This window comes from Pedobacter jejuensis (genome assembly GCF_003725795.1).
Taxonomy (GTDB): domain Bacteria; phylum Bacteroidota; class Bacteroidia; order Sphingobacteriales; family Sphingobacteriaceae; genus Pedobacter; species Pedobacter jejuensis.
This window is the reverse complement of record NZ_RBEE01000045.1, coordinates 176,043-194,763: the sequence shown is the minus strand read 5'-3', so window position 1 is coordinate 194,763 and position 18,721 is coordinate 176,043. Positions and strand designations below refer to the sequence as shown.

The window sequence follows — 18,721 nt, the reverse complement described above, 5'->3', positions numbered from 1 at the left end:
TTATGAAATATTTAATCTCTATTATTTTTTGTTTTATAGCCATAACTAGTTTTGCTCAAAAAAGCGATACGCTTTATAGTTATACCAACATCGGCGGTAGAGAAGTTAAAAAAGATAAGGCTGTTAATATTTACAAAATTTACAAACGTGATGATTCTACATGGATAAGAACGACATCTAATCAAAACCTTGATTTACTAAAAAAGGAAACTTTTATTGATGCTAAGCTCAATGTTTTAAACGGCAACTATCGGGAATATTTTAATGGTAGAGTTGTTTTGGAAGGCGTTTATCTGAAAGGAAATAAAAATGATTTGTGGATAAGATATGATTCTTTAGGTAAAACTTTAGAATCAGAAACATATAAAATGGACATGCTAAACGGACCTTACATTTCTTATTGGCCCAATGGCAATATTATGGAAGCCGGAAGCTATGTTAATGGGAAGCTAGATGGCGATTGGAAACTCTACACTGAAAGCGGCGAACTGAAATCAATTAAAAATTTTAATAATGGCACATTATTGCCCGCAGATAAAAGTCAAATCCAACTGGTTGATTTAACACCCCCAGTCTTTCCCGGAGGAATGCCAGAATTTTATAAATACATCGGTAGGAATATTAGGTATCCAAAAGAAGCGATTAATGCAAATATTACCGGTAGAGTTTATTTTATAATTACCATCGATAAAGAAGGGAAAGCCAAAGATTTTAAAATTATTTCTTCGCCAAGCGATAGCTTATCTGATGAAGCCAAACGTGTTATGCTCAATTCACCTAGATGGACACCAGGAACTGAAGCTGGTAAACCGGTAGATATGAAACAAACATTAAACATAAATTTTTCTATGAATTAATATCAAAATATAAATTTTCCCTATCTTCATCAAAACTTCATCCCGATTAATCAATTTTATATCAACAAATAAACGAGTAAAACAAAAAATTAAAGAGTATGAAAAAATTATTGAGTTTAATCGCAATTGCAGCATTTGGTTTAACTACAGCATTTGCTCAAACACCTGCTACAGCACCTGCAAAAAAGGTCGTTAAAAAAGAAGTTAAAACTACAGCTGCCCCGGTAAAAGCTGGCGTAAAACAAGAAGCTAAAAAAGTAGAAACTAAAACAACTACAACGGCATCGAAATTAAAAGCGGATGGAACGCCTGATATGCGTTTTAAGGATAACAAGACAAAAGCGGTAACAAAAGTAGTTGGTCCGACAAAAAAAGACGGTACCGCGGATATGCGTTATAAAGCAAATAAAGCTGCTGCTAAAAAGAATTAGTTTTAGGTTTATAATTTGAGCGTCCCGATTTTACATCGAGACGCTTTTTTTTTGCTTTATAATGTTATTGTTTCGCCAATTGTAGGCAGTAAAAGTGTTTTGTTTTCGCGTTGAAACTTTGCAATCGCTTCCTCGGTATCAATACTAATAGGAGGGAAGGTATTATAATGTACGCCTATAATCTGGTCACAATCAATGTAGTTTGATGCAATTACAGCGTCATCCACGCCCATGGTATAATGTCCTCCAATTGGTAAAATTGCGTAATCTAAATTGTGTAATTCTGCCAATAATTTCATTTCTAAAGTAAGAGCTGTATCTCCGGCAAAGTAAATTTGTTTTCCACTCAAGTTTAGTACAAAGCCGGCTGGATTTCCACCATAACTACCATCTGGGTTAGAACTACTGTGCACTGCCCAAACTGTACGCAGTTTACCAAAACCTAAATCCTGAGTTCCAAAATTAATATCGGTTACTTTATCAACGCCTTGTTCTTTAATCCATTTTGCCACTTCAACCATTGCAATTACTTCGGCTCCGGTTTGCTTGGCGATTTCAACTAAATCGGCAACATGGTCGCCATGACCATGGCTTACCAAAATATAATCAGCCTCTATCTTTGTTATATCAATGTCCTTTGCTAAAGGATTGTGTTTTATAAATGGATCGAAAAGGAATTTTTTGCCATCTGCTTCAATCAAAAAGCAAGATTGGCCATAATATGTAAATTTCATGATAGTACCTTTAAATTTTTATATGGATGATTCTGTTATTGTTGGCCAAACATTCCGCCTAAACCACCAAGCATATCATTGGTAGCAGCTTGCATTTCGGTAGCGCTTACTTGTTCTGCACTAGCTAAAGCCTTGTTAATTGCCGTTAATAGTAGCTCTTCCAACTCTTCTTTATCAGCTGTTTTCAAAAATCCTTCGTCAATTGCAACTGCAGTAATGGCTTTATTTGCTGTAGCTGTAATTTTAATTGCTCCATTTTCTACTTCACCAAATACAGATATGGTATCTAAACGTTTTTTAATTTCTTCGGCCTTTTGTTGTGCCGCAAATAATTTATCGAACATAGTATTAACTGTTTTTTATATAAAACGAAATTAGGGCAAAATGTTTTTGAGATTTGCTTTTATGACAAACTTTTTAATCTTCATCGCTACCTGGTAAGCTACCATTTCCGTGATAAGCTCCTTTTCGGATTATTGGCATTTTTAGATGTTTGTATAAATCATCAAGATGCATTAAGCTTCCGTTTGTTAGATTTCCGAGGAATATAACGACGATGTTTTTATCCAAATCACGAACATAAATATGGCGAAAGCCGTGCCACCAACCTGTGTGATACACAACTTTATCCATCTTTTCACCATCAAACATTCGCCAGCCGTAGCCATAATTAAAGTGGCCATTTACAGGTTTATTATGACCTTTATATGCAGAATCTAAGCTTTTTTGAGTTAGCAATCTTCCATTTTTCAGGTATTTATCAAACAACACTAAATCGTGTACGGTACTATAAATTCCTTTGTCGCCAACCGGACCATCAAGAAAATTTTGCGCTACAGAATAACGCCATGTACGGTCATGACCAACAACATCTACCGGAATTTTTTCATATTCGGTTGTGCTATACACATGCGTATGCTTTAAGCCAGCAGGTTTAAATACATGCTCCATCATATATTGCGAATAACGCTGGCCAGTTACTTTTTCGATAATTGCACCTAAAACCATAAAATTGGAGTTGTTGTAATGAAAACGGTTGTCAGGTTTTGTATATGGATTAGGTTTTTTTTCGGCAATTACATCCATCACTTGCTGGTTGGTAACACCTTTTTTCATGTTTCGTTTTTCCTTTCTCCAAATATCGTCGATAAAATAAACGTAGTTCATCATACCGCTGCGGTGTGTTAACAAAAGCTTTACGGTAATGCCATCATATGGAAAATTTGGGAAAAACTTTTTCACATTATCATTTAACGATAATTTTCCTGCTTCTACCAATTGCATTATTGCTGTTCCGGTAAAAGTTTTGGTGATAGAAGCAAGTTCGAATTCTGAGTTTATTTTTAAGCTATCGCGATGAAGATAATCAGCCCAGCCAATTGCTTTTTGATAGAGGATTTTTCCATCTTTCGCCACCAACATATTGCCATTGAAACTATATTTTTTATGGAGATTATCTACAAAATCAGCAATCCATTTATCACCTTTTTCAGGATTATAAACTAAAAGCAAACTATCAGCTTTATCATCTTCCTTTACTCTTATTTTAGCATCTTCTGCCTTCTTTTCTTCAGTTTTTTTACTGTTGCAGGCTGTTAAGATTGTTATTGAGAGTGCAAAAGCTGATATTAAATATTTAAAATTCATGTATTCGGGCAGACTAGATTTAAAACCCGAAAATTAAAGATTTTTGAATGGTTACAGGCAAAGAGTTTTAAACATTTTTACAGTTTTGATTAAACCAGCAATCAAACAAATGTCCTTGTTTGCCATAAACTGGATCATTTTCCGGTTTTTCAACTTGAGCAATATCTTCATCAGCTTCAGGGCGTTCGCCAGCTTCGCCATATTTCATATTATAACCAATCCCTTTTGGATAGGCCCCAATCACAGTAAAATCTTCGCTGGCTCTAAGCCTTTTATGCGCAACACCAGCAGGAATTAATACCACATCGCCTTTATCTAATTCAATACAAACGCCATGTTCACCACCAAATTGTATATCTGCATTTCCACAAAAAACGCCCATCACCTCATGTGTATTGCTGTGGTAATGGTGGTAATCAAAAATGCCATCTACCCAAGTATTGCTATAGCCATTTTGTTCAAAAACAGTTTTAATCACACTAATATCATCATCAGGGTGAATTAAAAAAGCACCTTTATATATCATCAGCGGATAGATTGGATTATTAGGGAAATTTCCGTTTTCCTCTATTTTATGCGATACCAAGTACGCTTCTTGAATTAACTTTCCTTTATCCATGATTTAAGTCTTTTTATTATCTAACAAAAGATTGATGAAAGGGTTTAAAGAAAAGTACGTTCCTTTACACTTTGGAAATTCCTAACTAATTACGATTATTTCTGTGCTTCTGCCCAAACATTCATTTTCGCTTCAAATACAGAAAGCGGTAACGAACCATCTTTTAAAACCTCGGTATGAAAGGCGGAAAGTTTAAACTTAGTACCAAGCTCTTTTTCATATTTATTTCGCAATTCTCTAATTTTCATTGCGCCAGTTTTGTAACCTAATGCTTGTGCAGGAATACCCATATAGCGTTCAATTTCTGCAGTTGCACCTTCCGTACTTATCGCTTCATTATCGGTCATGTACTTTATTGCATCTTCTCGGCTCATGTTTTTGCTGTGGATTGCAACATCAACAACCAAACGGATTGCTCTGTGCATCTCATCGCCTAAAGCCCCCATGTGTTGATATGGGTCTTGGTACAATCCGAGTTCTTTGCCTAAAGATTCGCAATATAACGCCCAACCTTCAACGTAAGCATTGTGACCTCCAAAGCGGCGGAAATTAGGTAATGCACTATTTTCCTGAGTTAACGAAATTTGATAGTGGTGACCTGGAATGGCTTCGTGAAGGAAAAGAGATTCCATGCCTGAAGTGGTGTTGAATGTTTTTGCATCGAGAATTGGTACGTAAAATATCCCCGGACGTTTACCGTCTGCCGATCCCTGGTTGTATTCTGCACTTGCTGATGCCGCTCGGAAAGCTTCTGTTTGTCGGATTTCAAAAGGAGTTTTTGGCTCATTTTCAAACATTTTTTTCAAATTTGGTTTCATTCGTTGATGAATATTTTCGAATGCAGCTAAAATTTCCTGAGGATTTTTGTAAGGCATAAATTTTTTGTCTGTCTTCATGTATTCGAAGAAAGCTTTTAAATCACCCTTAAAACCAACTTTATTTTTAATGCTATCCATTGCACTTTTAATTCGTGCAACCTCTTTTAAGCCTGTTTGATAAACTTCTTCAGGCGTTTTGTTTGTAGTAGTTTGTTGCCTAACCAAGTATGCATACCATTCTGCGCCGTTCGGTAAGGCACCATAGCCAGATGTGGCCCTTGCTTTAGGGAGGTATTCATTTTGCAAATAGTCGCCTAATTTTTTGTAAGTCGGGATAATCACATTTGTTATCGCATTGCGATATTCTTCCGTAATTTTTTGTTTCTCGGCAGATGAAAAAGAAGCTGGAATTAATTTAACAGGACCATAAAACAAACTTTGATCTGGTGTTGCTACTAGCATACTTTGCATTTGCGGAATCATTTTTACCACCAAAGCTTTCGGAAGTACAAAACCTGCAGCTGCTCCTTTTTTGAAATTGCCAATTGCTGTATCGGCCCAAACCGAAAAAGCATTAACCCGTTTTAGCCAGTCTTCATAATTTTTAACGGATTTAAAAGGCTGGGCGCCCGTACCTGAACCTAATTGCCCAAACATCAACGGCAAAGCAAACATCTGGTTAAAAGGAAAATATTCAGTATGGTATTTAAAACCTTCCAGATTCATTTCTAGTTGGTCTTTCATGTAATCGAAAGACAGCTTATCATTCTGATTTAAACTCGCTCTATCGAAGCTTTTCAAACTATCAAGATACCGCTCATTAAAATTCTTATTCTCATTAATATAAGCTTGAGAACCATCATTTGGTAATAGATCATTGTAGCGTTCATCACCAATAAATGTGGCTGCTATCGGATTTAACTTTAATCCATCTTGGTAATACGTTTCGCACATTGAAGCAAACTTTTGGTTTGCTTCGGCACCTTCAGATTTATTGTTTTGCTTGCAAGCAGCAATTGCAATTATGCAAGCTGCAAAAAGAAAAAATTTCTTCATTAGATTAGGTTTAGGTTCTAATCAAAAATAGTAAAAATTGGGCGCTTTTTGTTATTGCCGTTATTCATGAACATTGATGCAGGTTTTATGATACAATAGTTTACCCCCCTCAGATTAAAATGATTAACGCAGATACTTAAATTAGGATAACCATTCCAAATAAACATCTGCGTAGATCTGTGAATTTAGCAGGAGATATTTGGCACCAACAAAGCAAAAAAAACTAAAAAAGCCAATCCTTTTAAAAGAATTGGCTTTAATATTAATATTATCCTTCGACAAGCTCAGGATGAGAAATTATTAAGCTAATAACCTGATTGGCTCTTCTAATAAACCTTTCAAAGTTTGTAAAAATTGAGCTCCTGTTGCACCATCAACCACACGGTGATCGCAACCTAAGGTTAATTTCATAACATTACCTGGAACAACAGCACCATTTTTAACAACTGGAACAGCTTGAATAGCACCTACTGATAAAATTGCACCATCTGGAGAGTTGATAATTGACGTAAATTCATCAATACCAAACATACCTAAGTTAGAAACTGTGAAAGTTGAACCTTCCCAATCTGCTGGTTGTAATTTTTTAGCTTTTGCTTTACCACCAAAATCTTTTACTTCTGCAGAGATGTGTGATAAAGATTTACCATCAGCAAAACGCACAACTGGTACTAACAAGCCATCTTCAACAGCCATAGCAACACCAATATTTGTATGTTCATTAAAACGGATTTTATCGCCACCCCATGATGAGTTAACAGCTGGATGTTTTTTCAAAGCAACTGCAACCGCTTTAATTACGATATCATTAAATGAAACCTTTACAGGAGCAACAGCGTTAATTGCCGTACGGGCAGCCATTGCATTATCCATATCTATACTTACGGTTAAATAGAAATGCGGAGCGGTAAATAAACTTTCTGCTAAGCGTTTTGCAATTACTTTGCGCATTTGCGAAACAGGTTGTTCTGTAAATTTAACTTCGCCAACATAAGTAGGGATTGTTGGTGCTGCAGCAGCAGCTTTCTCTGTTGATGGAGCGCTTTCAGCTTTAGCACTTCCGCTTTCTGCTTGAGGAGCTGCTGGTTTATAGTTTTCGATATCTTTTTTAATGATTCGGCCACCTTCTGCGCTACCCGCAACTTGTGCTAAATCGATACCTTTATCTTTTGCAATTTTTTTAGCCAAAGGCGATGCTTTAACACGACTATCAGAAGATGTTTCAGCAACTGGTGCAGATGAACTCGCATCAGCAGTTGCTTTCGGAGCATCTTCAGATTTCGGACTTGCTGACTCCTGAGTTTCGGACTTTTTAGGAGCAGAACCTCCAGCTAAAATTCCGCTAACATCAGTACCTTCTGGACCAACAATAGCTATAATGCCATTCACTTTAGCAGCAGCACCTTTTTCTACGCCAATATGTAATAAAGTTCCGGTTGCATAACCCATAACTTCCATAGTTGCCTTATCGGTTTCTACATCAGCTAAAACGTCATCATCCTTAACTTTATCTCCTACTTTTTTATGCCATTCGGCAATAACGCCTTCAGTCATAGTATCGCTCAACAAAGGCATACGAATAACGGTAACGCCTTTTTCTGCTAATTCTTCTTCACTTAAACCACCACCTTGAGCAGGAGTTTCATCCTTTGGTTGTTCGCTTTCAGCTTTTGGCTGTTCAGCTTCAGCTTTTGGAGCTTCAGCTTTTGGAGCTTCAGCATTTTCAGCAGGTTTTTCTTCTGTTTTACCAGTACCGCCAGCAGCATCAATTGCAGCCTGAAAATCTTCACCTTCTTTTCCAATTACAGCAATAATTGCATCAATAGGAACGCCTTTGCCTTCTTCAACACCAATATGTAATAAAGTACCTTCCTCGTAAGATTCAAGGTCCATAGTTGCTTTATCGGTTTCTACTTCAGCTAAAACATCTCCGCTTTTTACTTTATCGCCAACTTTAACATGCCATTTTGCCAATACCCCTTCTGTCATGGTATCGCTCATTTTGGGCATTCTAACTACTTCAGCCATTATATATTTTTAATTGAAAATCTTTTAAATTATTAATCCATTACGTAAGGATAGTCCTTCTGCATATATACATCTTTGTATAGCTCTGCAACTTCTGGCCAAGGAGATTCTTCGGCAAATTTTACAGCCTGATCTACAGTTGCCTTTACTTTGGCTTCTACTTCTTCAATCCATGCCTGGTCTGCATACTTTTCTTTAAGAATCGTTTCTCTTGCAAGCTCAACCGGATCTTTAGCTTTATAATCTTCTAATTCTTCTTTAGTACGATATTTTGCAGGGTCAGACATCGAATGGCCACGGTAGCGGTATGTTCTCATTTCTAAGAATGTTGGTCCTTCACCTTTACGGGCACGTTGAATGGCTTCATCCATTGCATTATGTACTGCAACCGGGTCCATACCATCAACAGGAGCGCATGGCATATCAAATCCTAAACCGATTTTATAAATATCAGTCATATTGGTTGTACGTTGCACTGAAGTTCCCATAGCGTAACCATTGTTTTCGCAAACAAAAATTACCGGTAATTTCCAAAGCATTGCCATGTTAAACGTTTCGTTTAGTGCACCTTGGCGAACAGCGCCATCGCCCATGTAACAAATATTAACATTATCTGTTCCTTTATATTTTTCTGCAAAAGCAACACCTGCACCTAAAGGAATCTGACCGCCAACAATTGCATGGCCTCCATAAAAGTTATGTTCTTTGCTAAACATGTGCATTGAACCACCTTTACCTTTAGAGCAACCAGTAGCTTTACCATACATTTCTGCCATAATGCTATCTGCACTTACACCTAAAGCTAAAGCATGAGCATGATCACGATAAGTTGTAATCATCGAATCGCCTTTTTGCATAGCAGAAATCGCTCCTGCAACTACAGCTTCTTGCCCAATGTATAAATGGCAAAAGCCACGAATTTTTTGTTGTCCGTATAACTGGCCGGTTTTCTCTTCGAATTTGCGCATAAGCAACATCGATTCGAACCACTTTAACCAAGTATCTTTATTTATTTCTACTGCACTCATTTTAGGATATTTGTTTTTTTGCGTGAGCAAATCTAATTTTTTTATTGTAATTTTTGGCACTTTTTAGTGTAAAAACATCATGGTATTTAACCAAATCTAGCATATTTTTAAAAAACTCCATTGTTTATGCTAAATTGTCTTTTAAGGTAAATTTTTTCAGATTTATAAAACACAGTTTAACCCATTCGTGAAACCAAAATATAAAGAAATTTAATTTTGCCAAACTACATTTTGCTATAATTATTATTTTTATTAGATAGGCAATTGCAGTAGCTTTTCGGTTATGGTAGCCCCGCCATTCGCATTATCTTTTTTGCAAAAGTTTCTACAAGATTTTTAATTATCTGCTACAAAAAAGTATAATTGCTGCTGTCGGGCTTAAAAGAGTAAAGGTTAACCTAAGTAAATTAAAGCCCGACAAGACATTCATTGCAATGATATTTTTCAATGGAGTATCGAATCGAGTGGCGTGATTTTCGAACAGATTAAAGCATGAGAATTTGCTTGCTAAAAATTATTCTCACAATGTGTTTTTATCAAATAAAATAGTGGAAATGTTAATAACTTTTAATTTTTGCACCAAACATTTGGATAACATTTGTATAATTAATACTTTTGGTAACCAACAATAAGCCCAAGTGGTGTACGTTAATGTGTAAGTAGATTACCCAAACATAACTGTATAACATGATTAAAAAATTTTTGTTTTCATCCCTAATCGCTATTTGTACGCTCTCAGCCGCATTTGCGCAAACAAAAACAAAAGAATCCGGTAAAGAATTAACAGATCCAGATAATCTTGCATCACAGTATTTCTCGCAAGTTATGGGTGTTGCAGTAGATGCGACTTCGAACTTAAAGTTATACAAGTTTGTGTACGAATGGATTGGAACTCCCTACAGCTTCGGTGGAAATACCAAAAAAGGGATAGATTGTTCAGCTTTTACAAAGGCGATTTACGACAAAGTTTTCAACACCACCATCAGACGAAATTCTCGTGATATCTTTAGCATGGTTGACCCACTTTCTAAAGAAGATTTAAAAGAAGGTGATTTGGTTTTCTTTAAAATTAAAAGCAGAAGCATATCACATATCGGTATTTACTTAGGTGATAACAGATTTGCACATGCATCTAGTTCTCGCGGTGTAGTTATCAGTAACTTAAACGAACCTTATTACAGTCGCTATTTTTATAAAGGCGGAAGAATTTTGGAGTCGTTTAAAAAGGATTTCACAGTTGAATAAAATTTAAAATTTAGTTTAATTAAATACATACAATCCTCCTGAAGCAATTCTGGAGGATTTTTTTTATAACCATAAAATCAATTAATGAAAATAATAAACAGCATAATTCTATCATCCCTTCTTCTAGCTTTATTGATTAGCTGCACGAGCAATAGTGCCCAGGTTGTCACCTCACAGCCTGAAGCTGATACGGTAATCCGCAAAATTAAAGATACCATATCGATTACGGCTGTTGGAGATATTATGCTGGGTTCGGCATTTCCATCTGCTAGTAATCTACCTCCGGATGATGCTGTAAATAGTTTTCAAGCTGTAGACAGTTTATTGAAAGGAGATATCGTTTTTGGGAATTTAGAAGGCTGTTTTTTGAACTCCGGCAACTCTACAAAATGTAATGGTATAAATCCTAATAATTGCTATGCTTTTAGAATGCCCGAAAGATATGCCGGAATTTATAAGAATGCAGGGTTTAATGTTTTAAGCATCGCAAATAATCATGTAGGTGATTTCGATTCGAGAGGAAGGAAAAATACCGCCAAGATTCTAGACTCTTTAAAATTGCATTATGCTGGGCAAGTAAATAAACCTTTTGAGATTTTTGAAAAAGATAGCGTTAAATATGCTTTTTGCGCTTTTGCCCCAAATGAAAACACGGTATCGATTAATAAAATTGATAGTGCAAAGGCATTGGTTAGTCGCTTAAAAAAGCAAGCTGACATTGTTATAGTTTCATTCCATGGTGGAGGCGAAGGGGCAAGGTTTGAACATGTTCCGCGTAAAAATGAAATTTTTTATAATGAGAATCGTGGAAATGTTTATGCTTTTGCGCATGCTGTTATTGATGCCGGGGCGGATATCGTTTTAGGACACGGACCACATGTTAGCAGAGCTGTCGAAGTTTACAAAAATAAATTCATTACTTACAGTATGGGTAATTTTTGTACCTATGGTATGTTTAGCTTAAAGGGAAACAATGGTTTTGCCCCACTGTTTCAAGTTAAAGTAAATGGTAAGGGCGATTTTTTATATGCTGATGTAATTTCAGTTAAACAAGAAAAAATAAGCAGATTAACAGTGGATGAAAATCATACTGCACTCAAAAGAATTAAACAATTAACAGATGAAGACTTTGCTGGGCACAAGCTTGAATTCGAAAATAATAGGATAACAGTTCAGCCATAATCTCAATTTCAATCTCGACCTCAATCTCAACCTTAACCTCAACCTCATTCTCAACCTTCAAAACATGAAAACAGGATTAATTCTACACTATATCGTTGGTATTGCAGCAGCAATTTTAGTTTTAGCAGCTGCTTATTACATTAATCAAAACCCAAAAAATATAGTTTCTGCCGGAATAATAATTTTAGCAGGCTCGCTGGTTGCATTTAGCCAGTATTTGATAATTAGAAGAAATAAAAAATAATATATGTTTATCCTTCAGGAAGAAACTATTAGTATTTATTAAAATAGATAGGTTGGTAGATGAAATTACACCTCATCCTTGGTATTTTTTACTAAACCAATTCCAGAAACAAAGAATATCAATCCGATTATACCATAAACTAATAATCCTCTGGTATCCTGACTGTGTTGTACAAATCCATAACCTGCATAAATTAATCCAATTATTCCTAAAATAGTCAGGACTGTTCCAAAAGTGCGTTTTACGTTCATAGTTTTAAAATTATCAGAGTAAAGACAATAATTTTTGATTTTTGTTTCATTTGAATAAAAAGATAAGCTAATCAAAAAAAATAAGCCACAGATTATCAGATTTTAAATCTGTTAATCTGTGGCTTTAAATTGAACTAATTAAACTAATCTTTTACCAAACCCCTAATCTATTGGCCGATGCAACATACATTTTTGCAGTAGCCGGAATATTAAATGCTTTATAGAAAGCTTCCATGTTGTAAACCGGACCATTTACACGAAATATTTCAGGGCTATGTGGGTCGGTTTTTAATCTAACACGCATGCTTTCATCGCGGTTTTTTATTCTCCATACCTGCGCAAAGCTTAAAAAGAAACGTTGGTCTGGTGTAAATCCATCAATCTTTTTATCTCCTTTACCTTGTTCGGTTAGTTTAAATGCATCGTAAGCAATATTTAATCCACCAATATCGGCAAGGTTTTCGCCTAATGTAAGTGCGCCATTTACATGCTGATTATCTAGTAAAGAGAAGTTATTGTAAAATGCAACCACTTTATCAGCTTTGGTTTTAAATTTAGCAGCATCGTCCTTTGTCCACCATTCTTTTAGATTTCCTGCAGCATCATACTGGCGACCTTGATCATCAAAACCATGTGTCATCTCATGACCGATTACCGCACCAATACCACCATAATTTATCGCATCATCTGCGTTAAAGGCAAAAAATGGAAATTGTAATATCCCAGCCGGGAAAACGATCTCATTAAACGAAGGATTGTAATAAGCATTAACAGTTGGCGGCGTCATTCCCCATTCTGTTTTATCAACTGGTTTACCTAATTTATCCATCATCTCTTTATAATCGTGCTTTTTAGCCGATTGAAGATTTGCGTAATAAGTGTTTTTAGAAATTTCTACATCATCATATTTTTTCCATTTATCAGGATAACCGATTTTTTTTACAAAGGCATTTAATTTCTCTAATGCTTTTTTCTTGGTCTCGGGAGTCATCCAATCCACTCTCTTTATTCTATCCTCATAAACTTTTTGCAAATTGTTTACCAGTTCAAGCATGCGTTTTTTGGCTTCAGGCTTAAAGTACTGCTCTGCGTAAAGCTGACCTAATAAATCGCCCAAACTTCTGTCTGTGTTGGTTACCATTGCTTTCCATCTTTCGGTTTGCGATGGCTGACCGTACAATGTTTTGCCAAAGAAATCGAATCGTGCAGTTCTAAATTCCTTGGTAAGCGCATTTGCAGCAGTATTCAACGCATCGAATTTTAGTTTTTCCTTCCAAATCGCAATTGGTTGACTTTTAATTAAACCAGATAATGTTTGATAGTATTTTGGTTGGCGTACTATTACGCTATCTGTACTCGCTCCTAATTTATTTAAAACTGTTTTAAAATCGATATTTGGTATTTGTTTTTGAAAATCGGCAACCGAGAATTTATTGTAATTTTTTTGCGGATCGCGAAGTTCAACAGGTGTTGAATGGGCTTTTGCCAAAGCCGTTTCTAAACTTAAAATATCATTGGCATATTTTGCTGCATTAACTGAATCGCCCGCAAGACTGAATATTTTATTTATGTATTTTACATATTCCGCCCTAATCTTTTTTGCTTTCTCATCTTGATCTAAATAATAACTACGTTCTGGTAAATTAATTCCAGATTGCATAAATACTAAAGCATTTTTCGAACTCATTTTATCATCAGGCTCTATCCCGAAACCCAACAAATCGCCTTCACCTTCTTTAAATCCTTCTGCAATAAAATTGATTAAGTCTTTATCATTTTTAATGGCATCAATTTTTGATAGTAACGGCTTTACTGGTTCGGCACCAAGTTTTTCGATGGTTAAAGAATCCATTCCACTGGCGTAGAAATCGCCAACTTTTTGCTCAGCACTTCCTTTACCTGCACTACTTTTTGCAGCATGTTCTAAAATGCTTCTTAGGTTTTTAATGTTATCATTATATAAGGTATAAAACGAACCCCAACCAGTTTCCGTTTTGGGGATTTGGGTATTTTTCATCCATTTACCGTTGGCATAAAGGAAGAAGTTATCGCCAGGTTTTACAGTATTATCCATTCCTGCAGTATCAAAAAAAACCGTTCTTTGATCTGTTTCTGTTGCTTGATGATTTTTATCACTCTGACAGGCTGCAAATAGTAATAAAGCTGCGGCCGGCAGATATAATTTTCTTTTCATGAGTTGTATTTAAGTTATCAATTATTAAAGCTACGAAAAGCATGATGTAGTTTGCATGAATTTTTTATAACTTCAAAAAAAATCTAATGTTATGCAATACGTAGTTTACATTCTAATTTTCTTTGGAATAATTCTTCTCTTGAGTTCTTTTGTTACAGTGAAGCAAGGAACCATAGCGGTAATTACTGTCTTTGGCAAATATCAACGCCAGTTACGCCCAGGTTTAAACTTTAAAATTCCTCTAATTGAACAGATTTATTCGCGTATTTCTATTCAAAACCGTTCGGTTGAATTATCATTTCAGGCCGTTACGCAAGATCAGGCAAATGTTTATTTTAAGGCAATGCTTCTTTATTCGGTAGTTAATCAGGATGAAGAAACCATAAAAAATGTAGCCTTTAAGTTTGTTGATGCTACCAACTTAATGCAAGCTTTAATCAGAACAATTGAAGGTTCTATCCGTGCTTATGTAGCAACACAAAAACAAGCAAATGTTTTAGCACAGCGAAATGAAATTGTACTTCATGTAAAAGAACAAATTGACCAGGTTTTGGATGGTTGGGGTTATCATTTACAAGATTTGCAATTAAACGATATAACTTTTGATGAAGAAATTATGCGATCAATGAGTCGTGTGGTTGCATCAAATAATTTAAAAGCAGCAGCAGAAAATGAAGGTCAGGCTTTATTAATTACTAAAACTAAAGGCGCCGAAGCCGATGGTAATGCAATAAAAATTGCGGCAATGGCCGAGCGTGAAGCTGCTCAATTACGTGGACAAGGTATTGCTTTGTTTAGAGAAGAAGTTGCAAAGGGTATGACAAATGCTGCACATGAAATGCAACAAGCCAATTTAGATACATCGGTCATTCTTTTCACCATGTGGACCGAAGCAATTAAACAATTTGCTGAATATGGCGAAGGAAATATTATTTTCTTGGATGGAAGTACTGAAGGCATGAATAAAACCATGAAAGAAATGATGGCTATGCAACTCAACAGGCAAAATCAGCCTGGACAGCAAGCGAAATAGGTTTGGCGCTTTATCTAAACTTCGTTTATTAAACTCCCGATTCTTCTCTGCTCTTAGCCTGTTAGACTTCGTAAGTTTTACCATGAATACAAAAAAGCCCGCTAAAATTTAGAATTTTAGCGGGCTTTTTACTGATTAAAACTTTTATTAATTGTTCTTTGGCATTAAACCAAGATTCATAACATAGTTACCAGATTGTTGCATAAAATCGCCCATTACATGCAATGATTCATCTTCAATAAAGTCGAATGCATCTTGTTTAGTGGGTTTTTCGCCTTTTTTTATGGCAGGCAAACCACGTGCTGTTCTAAGTTCATTAATTCTTGCTAAACTTTTTGCTTCCTGAGCATCGCGTTCGGCTTTTAATTTAGCTTCGTTTAATGGAACAGAAACTTCAGCATCACGTTTTTTCATTTCAGCAAAATCTTCTTTCAGATATTTAAAATCTAAAGAGTTTGCGATACGTTGTTCGCTATTTTTTATCAGATTAGGTTTGACAGCCGTTAAATTTGCTACTGCTTTAAAATTCGAACTTGGAATCACATCCCAGGGTAATGCCGATGGTTCTGTATCTTCTCCAATTTTATCCATCGGATATAAAGATGGGAAAACAACATCTGGCGTTACACCTTTATGTTGGGTGCTACTTCCGGCAACGCGGTAGAATTTAGCCATTGTAAGGTTTATTTGCCCTAAGTTAATATCTGCAGCAGTTACATTAATTGGAGCTGTTCCTGTTGTTTTGTTTTTTGTAATTAATCCTGCAACTCGTTGCAACATGCTTGGATTTACCAATTTGTTTAAATCGATAGATGATTGAACTGTTCCTTTACCATAGGTTTGGCTACCCATAATAATTCCGCGACCATAATCTTGAATGGCGCCAGCAAAAATTTCAGATGCAGAAGCACTTAAGCGATCTACCATTACACCGAATGGACCATCCCAAGCAACACCTGTAGTTTGATCTTCATCAACTTCAATCTTACCACGTAAATCTTTAACCTGTACAACAGGACCCTTATCGATAAATAAACCAGTTAATGAAATTGCCTCAACTAATGAACCACCGCCGTTTCCGCGTAAATCCATTACAATTGCATCTACTTTATCAAATGTTTTTAATGAGTCAATAAGCTTTCTAACATCGCGAGTGGTGCTTTTGTAGTTTTTGTCGCCAGCATTTGCAGCTTTAAAATCAGCATAAAATGCAGGTAAAGTAATTACGCCCATTTTATAGCTTTTACCATTCATATTGATGGTTTTAACCGTTTTCTTTGCTGAGGTTTCCTCTAAAACAACTTTATCGCGGACTAAAGATATAATTACAGGTTTTGAAGACATTTCTTTTCCTGCAGGAATAACTTTTAATCTAACTTTAGTTCCCTTGGCACCTTTAATTTTAGATACCGTAGCATCTAATCTCCAACCCACAACATCAACAAATTCTCCATCACCTTGTGCAACTGCAATAATTCTATCACCTGGAGTCAATTGTTTATCTTTAAAGGCTGGTCCGCCAGCGATAATTTCAGAAATCTTAACTACCTCATTTTCTAATTGTAACCTTGCACCAATACCCTCAAACGAGCGAGACATATCTTCGTTAAAAGCTACTGCATTTACCGGATTGAAGTAATTTGTATGTGGGTCAATAGATTCTGTAAAGGCATCCATCAAAATTTGAAATACATCTTGATTATTAGTTTTTGACGTTTGCGATTGCAAATTTTGATAACGTTTGGTTAACGTTTCTACATTTTTTGCCTGTGCAGTTCCTGCTAAGTTTAAATTTACCAATTCGTATTTAACACGTTTTTTCCAGGTTTCATTTAATGCGGTGCTTGATGCAGCCCACGGCATTTTTTCTCTGTCGTAAGTGTAAGTATCGTTTTGGTTGAAATCGAATTTAGTTTTTATCTGCGCTAAAGAATAGTTGAAATACTCGTTTAAACGTTTAGCGTAAACATTGTAAATATAAAACGGACCGCTTAAATCGCCATTTTTAAAATCATCATCAAGCGTAAATCTATATTTTTCAAACTCTTTAATATCAGATGCTAGAAAGTAGTTTTTGCCTTGATCTAATGATTTTATGTATTTATCTAAAATTATAGAAGATATAGAATCATTGATTTCTAGTTTTTTATAGTTATAGCTTTCGATAAGATTAACAACTTCTTTAATAACCAACTGCTGTTGTTCATCTGGCTTTACATTTGTAACGCCTTCAACAACAGGTTGAGTTTTTGGAGCGGCATGGCAAGCTAGCACTGCGGCTGTAAAAAGTACAAAAAATATTCTCTTCAACATCTCTTTAAATAATTTAAAATCCATTTCTAATTCTATATAGCCAATATGATACCATTTTATCAAATAAACAAACAAGAGACAGCATTATTACCGTCTCTTGTTAAATGGATCAAATCTAACTAAAAGGTTTTTATTTGTCAATTGCTATAAAACAACCCAACACAGCACTTTTTGTTTTAATATCAGGCCTTTAGGCGTAATATATTTTAACAAAAATTAACATTTGTGTTTAATGAGAAGAAATTATTTAATTATCGATGTCAGTTATTGGAGAATCCTAAGTTTTAGGCTGAAATATTGATGCCTGACAAGCATCCTAATAAATGTATTCTTAAAGCAAAAGTTTATTTTTTAGGATTTGTTTTAGATGCAATCATTTCGCGGGCATCTTTTATTTGAGATTTATATTGAGAACTTTTTATGGCATTGGCTAGAACCTCCGCCTGCTTTAAATCCTTTGAAGCTAGTACAAAATCTTTCTTTCTGATTTTTACCTGAGCAAGACCTATAACAGATTCTATGAAAGATGTGTTGCTTCTTAGTTGTTTAGCCAATATACCTTGTTGTGTGTAAAACCACATCGATTGTGTGTATTTACTATCGGCCAGGTAAACTTTTCCTAAAATATTGTAGGTATTCATCTGCCCAACACGGCTACCCATTTTAGAGTAATTTTTAAGCACAACATTAATTAAAATTTGTTCAGCATCTATAAACCTACCCAACTGATAGTGCATATTGCTCATTTTAATAAGTGCCTGGCAATACAGATTAAAGTTTTTTACAGCGTTGAATTCGAAAGCAGCTTTACCAAATAAGGTTAATGCTTCATTAAAATCGCCTTTTTTTTCAAGGCTTTGTGCATCTTCGAAATAGTTGGTTCCTTCGGCAAGATCATACTTAGATACCGCAATATTAATTGCACTTCCACCAAACCCAGGTTCTTGGTCGGCTTTATCTATATTTTGAGCGCAGAGTTGTAGAGAGGCAAAAAGGCAAAAAAAAGCCAGAACCATTTTAATCATGCAACAAAAATAATAC

General features: G+C 35.5%; 17 protein-coding genes. 6 read left to right on the top strand and 11 right to left on the bottom strand.

The genetic code is table 11. The features are described 5' to 3' along the window. Nucleotides 1-2: 2 nt before the first annotated feature. Complete coding sequence (locus D7004_RS20095; protein WP_123207615.1) at nucleotides 3-857, top strand: energy transducer TonB; 855 nt, start codon at nucleotides 3-5, stop codon at nucleotides 855-857. A 98-nt stretch (nucleotides 858-955) separates the two neighbouring features. Beyond that, nucleotides 956-1,288, top strand: coding sequence for a hypothetical protein (locus D7004_RS20090; RefSeq protein WP_123207614.1), 333 nt, complete (start codon nucleotides 956-958; stop codon nucleotides 1,286-1,288). Nucleotides 1,289-1,344: 56 nt separating this feature from the next. On the opposite strand, the gene D7004_RS20085 is transcribed toward D7004_RS20090, so the two are convergent. The 7 genes from D7004_RS20085 to pdhA form a co-directional block, all read right to left on the bottom strand. Further along, nucleotides 1,345-2,022 carry a metal-dependent hydrolase gene (locus D7004_RS20085; RefSeq protein WP_123207613.1) on the bottom strand — a complete coding sequence of 226 codons (678 nt, stop codon included), beginning with the start codon at nucleotides 2,020-2,022 and terminating at the stop codon, nucleotides 1,345-1,347. 35 nt (nucleotides 2,023-2,057) lie between these two features. Continuing rightward, entirely contained in the window at nucleotides 2,058-2,366 is a 309-nt protein-coding gene (locus D7004_RS20080) for a YbaB/EbfC family nucleoid-associated protein (RefSeq protein WP_123207612.1), read from the bottom strand. 73 nt (nucleotides 2,367-2,439) lie between these two features. Next, nucleotides 2,440-3,669, bottom strand: a complete 1,230-nt coding sequence (locus D7004_RS20075; RefSeq protein WP_123207611.1) for a serine hydrolase domain-containing protein — start codon at nucleotides 3,667-3,669, stop codon at nucleotides 2,440-2,442. Between the two features lie 67 nt (nucleotides 3,670-3,736). Further along, entirely contained in the window at nucleotides 3,737-4,288 is a 552-nt protein-coding gene (locus D7004_RS20070) for a hypothetical protein (protein ID WP_123207610.1), read from the bottom strand. Nucleotides 4,289-4,383: 95 nt separating this feature from the next. Continuing rightward, nucleotides 4,384-6,162, bottom strand: coding sequence for a DUF885 domain-containing protein (locus tag D7004_RS20065; protein ID WP_123207609.1), 1,779 nt, complete (start codon nucleotides 6,160-6,162; stop codon nucleotides 4,384-4,386). 300 nt (nucleotides 6,163-6,462) lie between these two features. Continuing rightward, nucleotides 6,463-8,190: a pyruvate dehydrogenase complex dihydrolipoamide acetyltransferase gene (locus tag D7004_RS20060; protein ID WP_123207608.1), complete on the bottom strand. Its 1,728-nt coding sequence runs from the start codon at nucleotides 8,188-8,190 to the stop codon at nucleotides 6,463-6,465. 32 nt (nucleotides 8,191-8,222) lie between these two features. Continuing rightward, on the bottom strand, nucleotides 8,223-9,218 hold the full coding sequence (gene pdhA / locus D7004_RS20055) for a pyruvate dehydrogenase (acetyl-transferring) E1 component subunit alpha (protein ID WP_123207607.1): 996 nt from the start codon (nucleotides 9,216-9,218) through the stop codon (nucleotides 8,223-8,225). 687 nt (nucleotides 9,219-9,905) lie between these two features. Here pdhA and D7004_RS20050 point away from each other — a divergent pair. From D7004_RS20050 to D7004_RS20040, 3 genes are all read left to right on the top strand, one after another. Next, nucleotides 9,906-10,463 carry a C40 family peptidase gene (locus D7004_RS20050; protein WP_056872672.1) on the top strand — a complete coding sequence of 186 codons (558 nt, stop codon included), beginning with the start codon at nucleotides 9,906-9,908 and terminating at the stop codon, nucleotides 10,461-10,463. A gap of 84 nt (nucleotides 10,464-10,547) precedes the next feature. Further along, on the top strand, nucleotides 10,548-11,645 hold the full coding sequence (locus tag D7004_RS20045) for a CapA family protein (protein WP_123207606.1): 1,098 nt from the start codon (nucleotides 10,548-10,550) through the stop codon (nucleotides 11,643-11,645). Nucleotides 11,646-11,709: 64 nt separating this feature from the next. Then, nucleotides 11,710-11,889 (top strand): hypothetical protein, encoded by a 180-nt coding sequence (locus D7004_RS20040; protein ID WP_123207605.1) that lies wholly within the window; start codon nucleotides 11,710-11,712, stop codon nucleotides 11,887-11,889. A 65-nt stretch (nucleotides 11,890-11,954) separates the two neighbouring features. Here the strand turns inward: D7004_RS20040 and D7004_RS20035 are convergent, their stop codons facing one another. Next, nucleotides 11,955-12,140, bottom strand: a complete 186-nt coding sequence (locus tag D7004_RS20035) for a hypothetical protein (protein WP_123207604.1) — start codon at nucleotides 12,138-12,140, stop codon at nucleotides 11,955-11,957. Nucleotides 12,141-12,291: 151 nt separating this feature from the next. Next, entirely contained in the window at nucleotides 12,292-14,334 is a 2,043-nt protein-coding gene (locus tag D7004_RS20030; protein ID WP_123207603.1) for a M13 family metallopeptidase, read from the bottom strand. A gap of 91 nt (nucleotides 14,335-14,425) precedes the next feature. On the opposite strand from D7004_RS20030, the gene D7004_RS20025 reads away from it, so the two are divergent. Next, entirely contained in the window at nucleotides 14,426-15,367 is a 942-nt protein-coding gene (locus tag D7004_RS20025) for an SPFH domain-containing protein (RefSeq protein WP_123207602.1), read from the top strand. Between the two features lie 147 nt (nucleotides 15,368-15,514). Here D7004_RS20025 and D7004_RS20020 read toward each other — a convergent pair whose 3' ends face one another. Together D7004_RS20020 and D7004_RS20015 are read right to left on the bottom strand one after the other, a co-directional pair. Beyond that, nucleotides 15,515-17,704: a carboxy terminal-processing peptidase gene (locus tag D7004_RS20020; protein WP_123207601.1), complete on the bottom strand. Its 2,190-nt coding sequence runs from the start codon at nucleotides 17,702-17,704 to the stop codon at nucleotides 15,515-15,517. 320 nt (nucleotides 17,705-18,024) lie between these two features. Further along, complete coding sequence (locus D7004_RS20015; RefSeq protein WP_123207600.1) at nucleotides 18,025-18,705, bottom strand: tetratricopeptide repeat protein; 681 nt, start codon at nucleotides 18,703-18,705, stop codon at nucleotides 18,025-18,027. Nucleotides 18,706-18,721 lie beyond the last annotated feature (16 nt).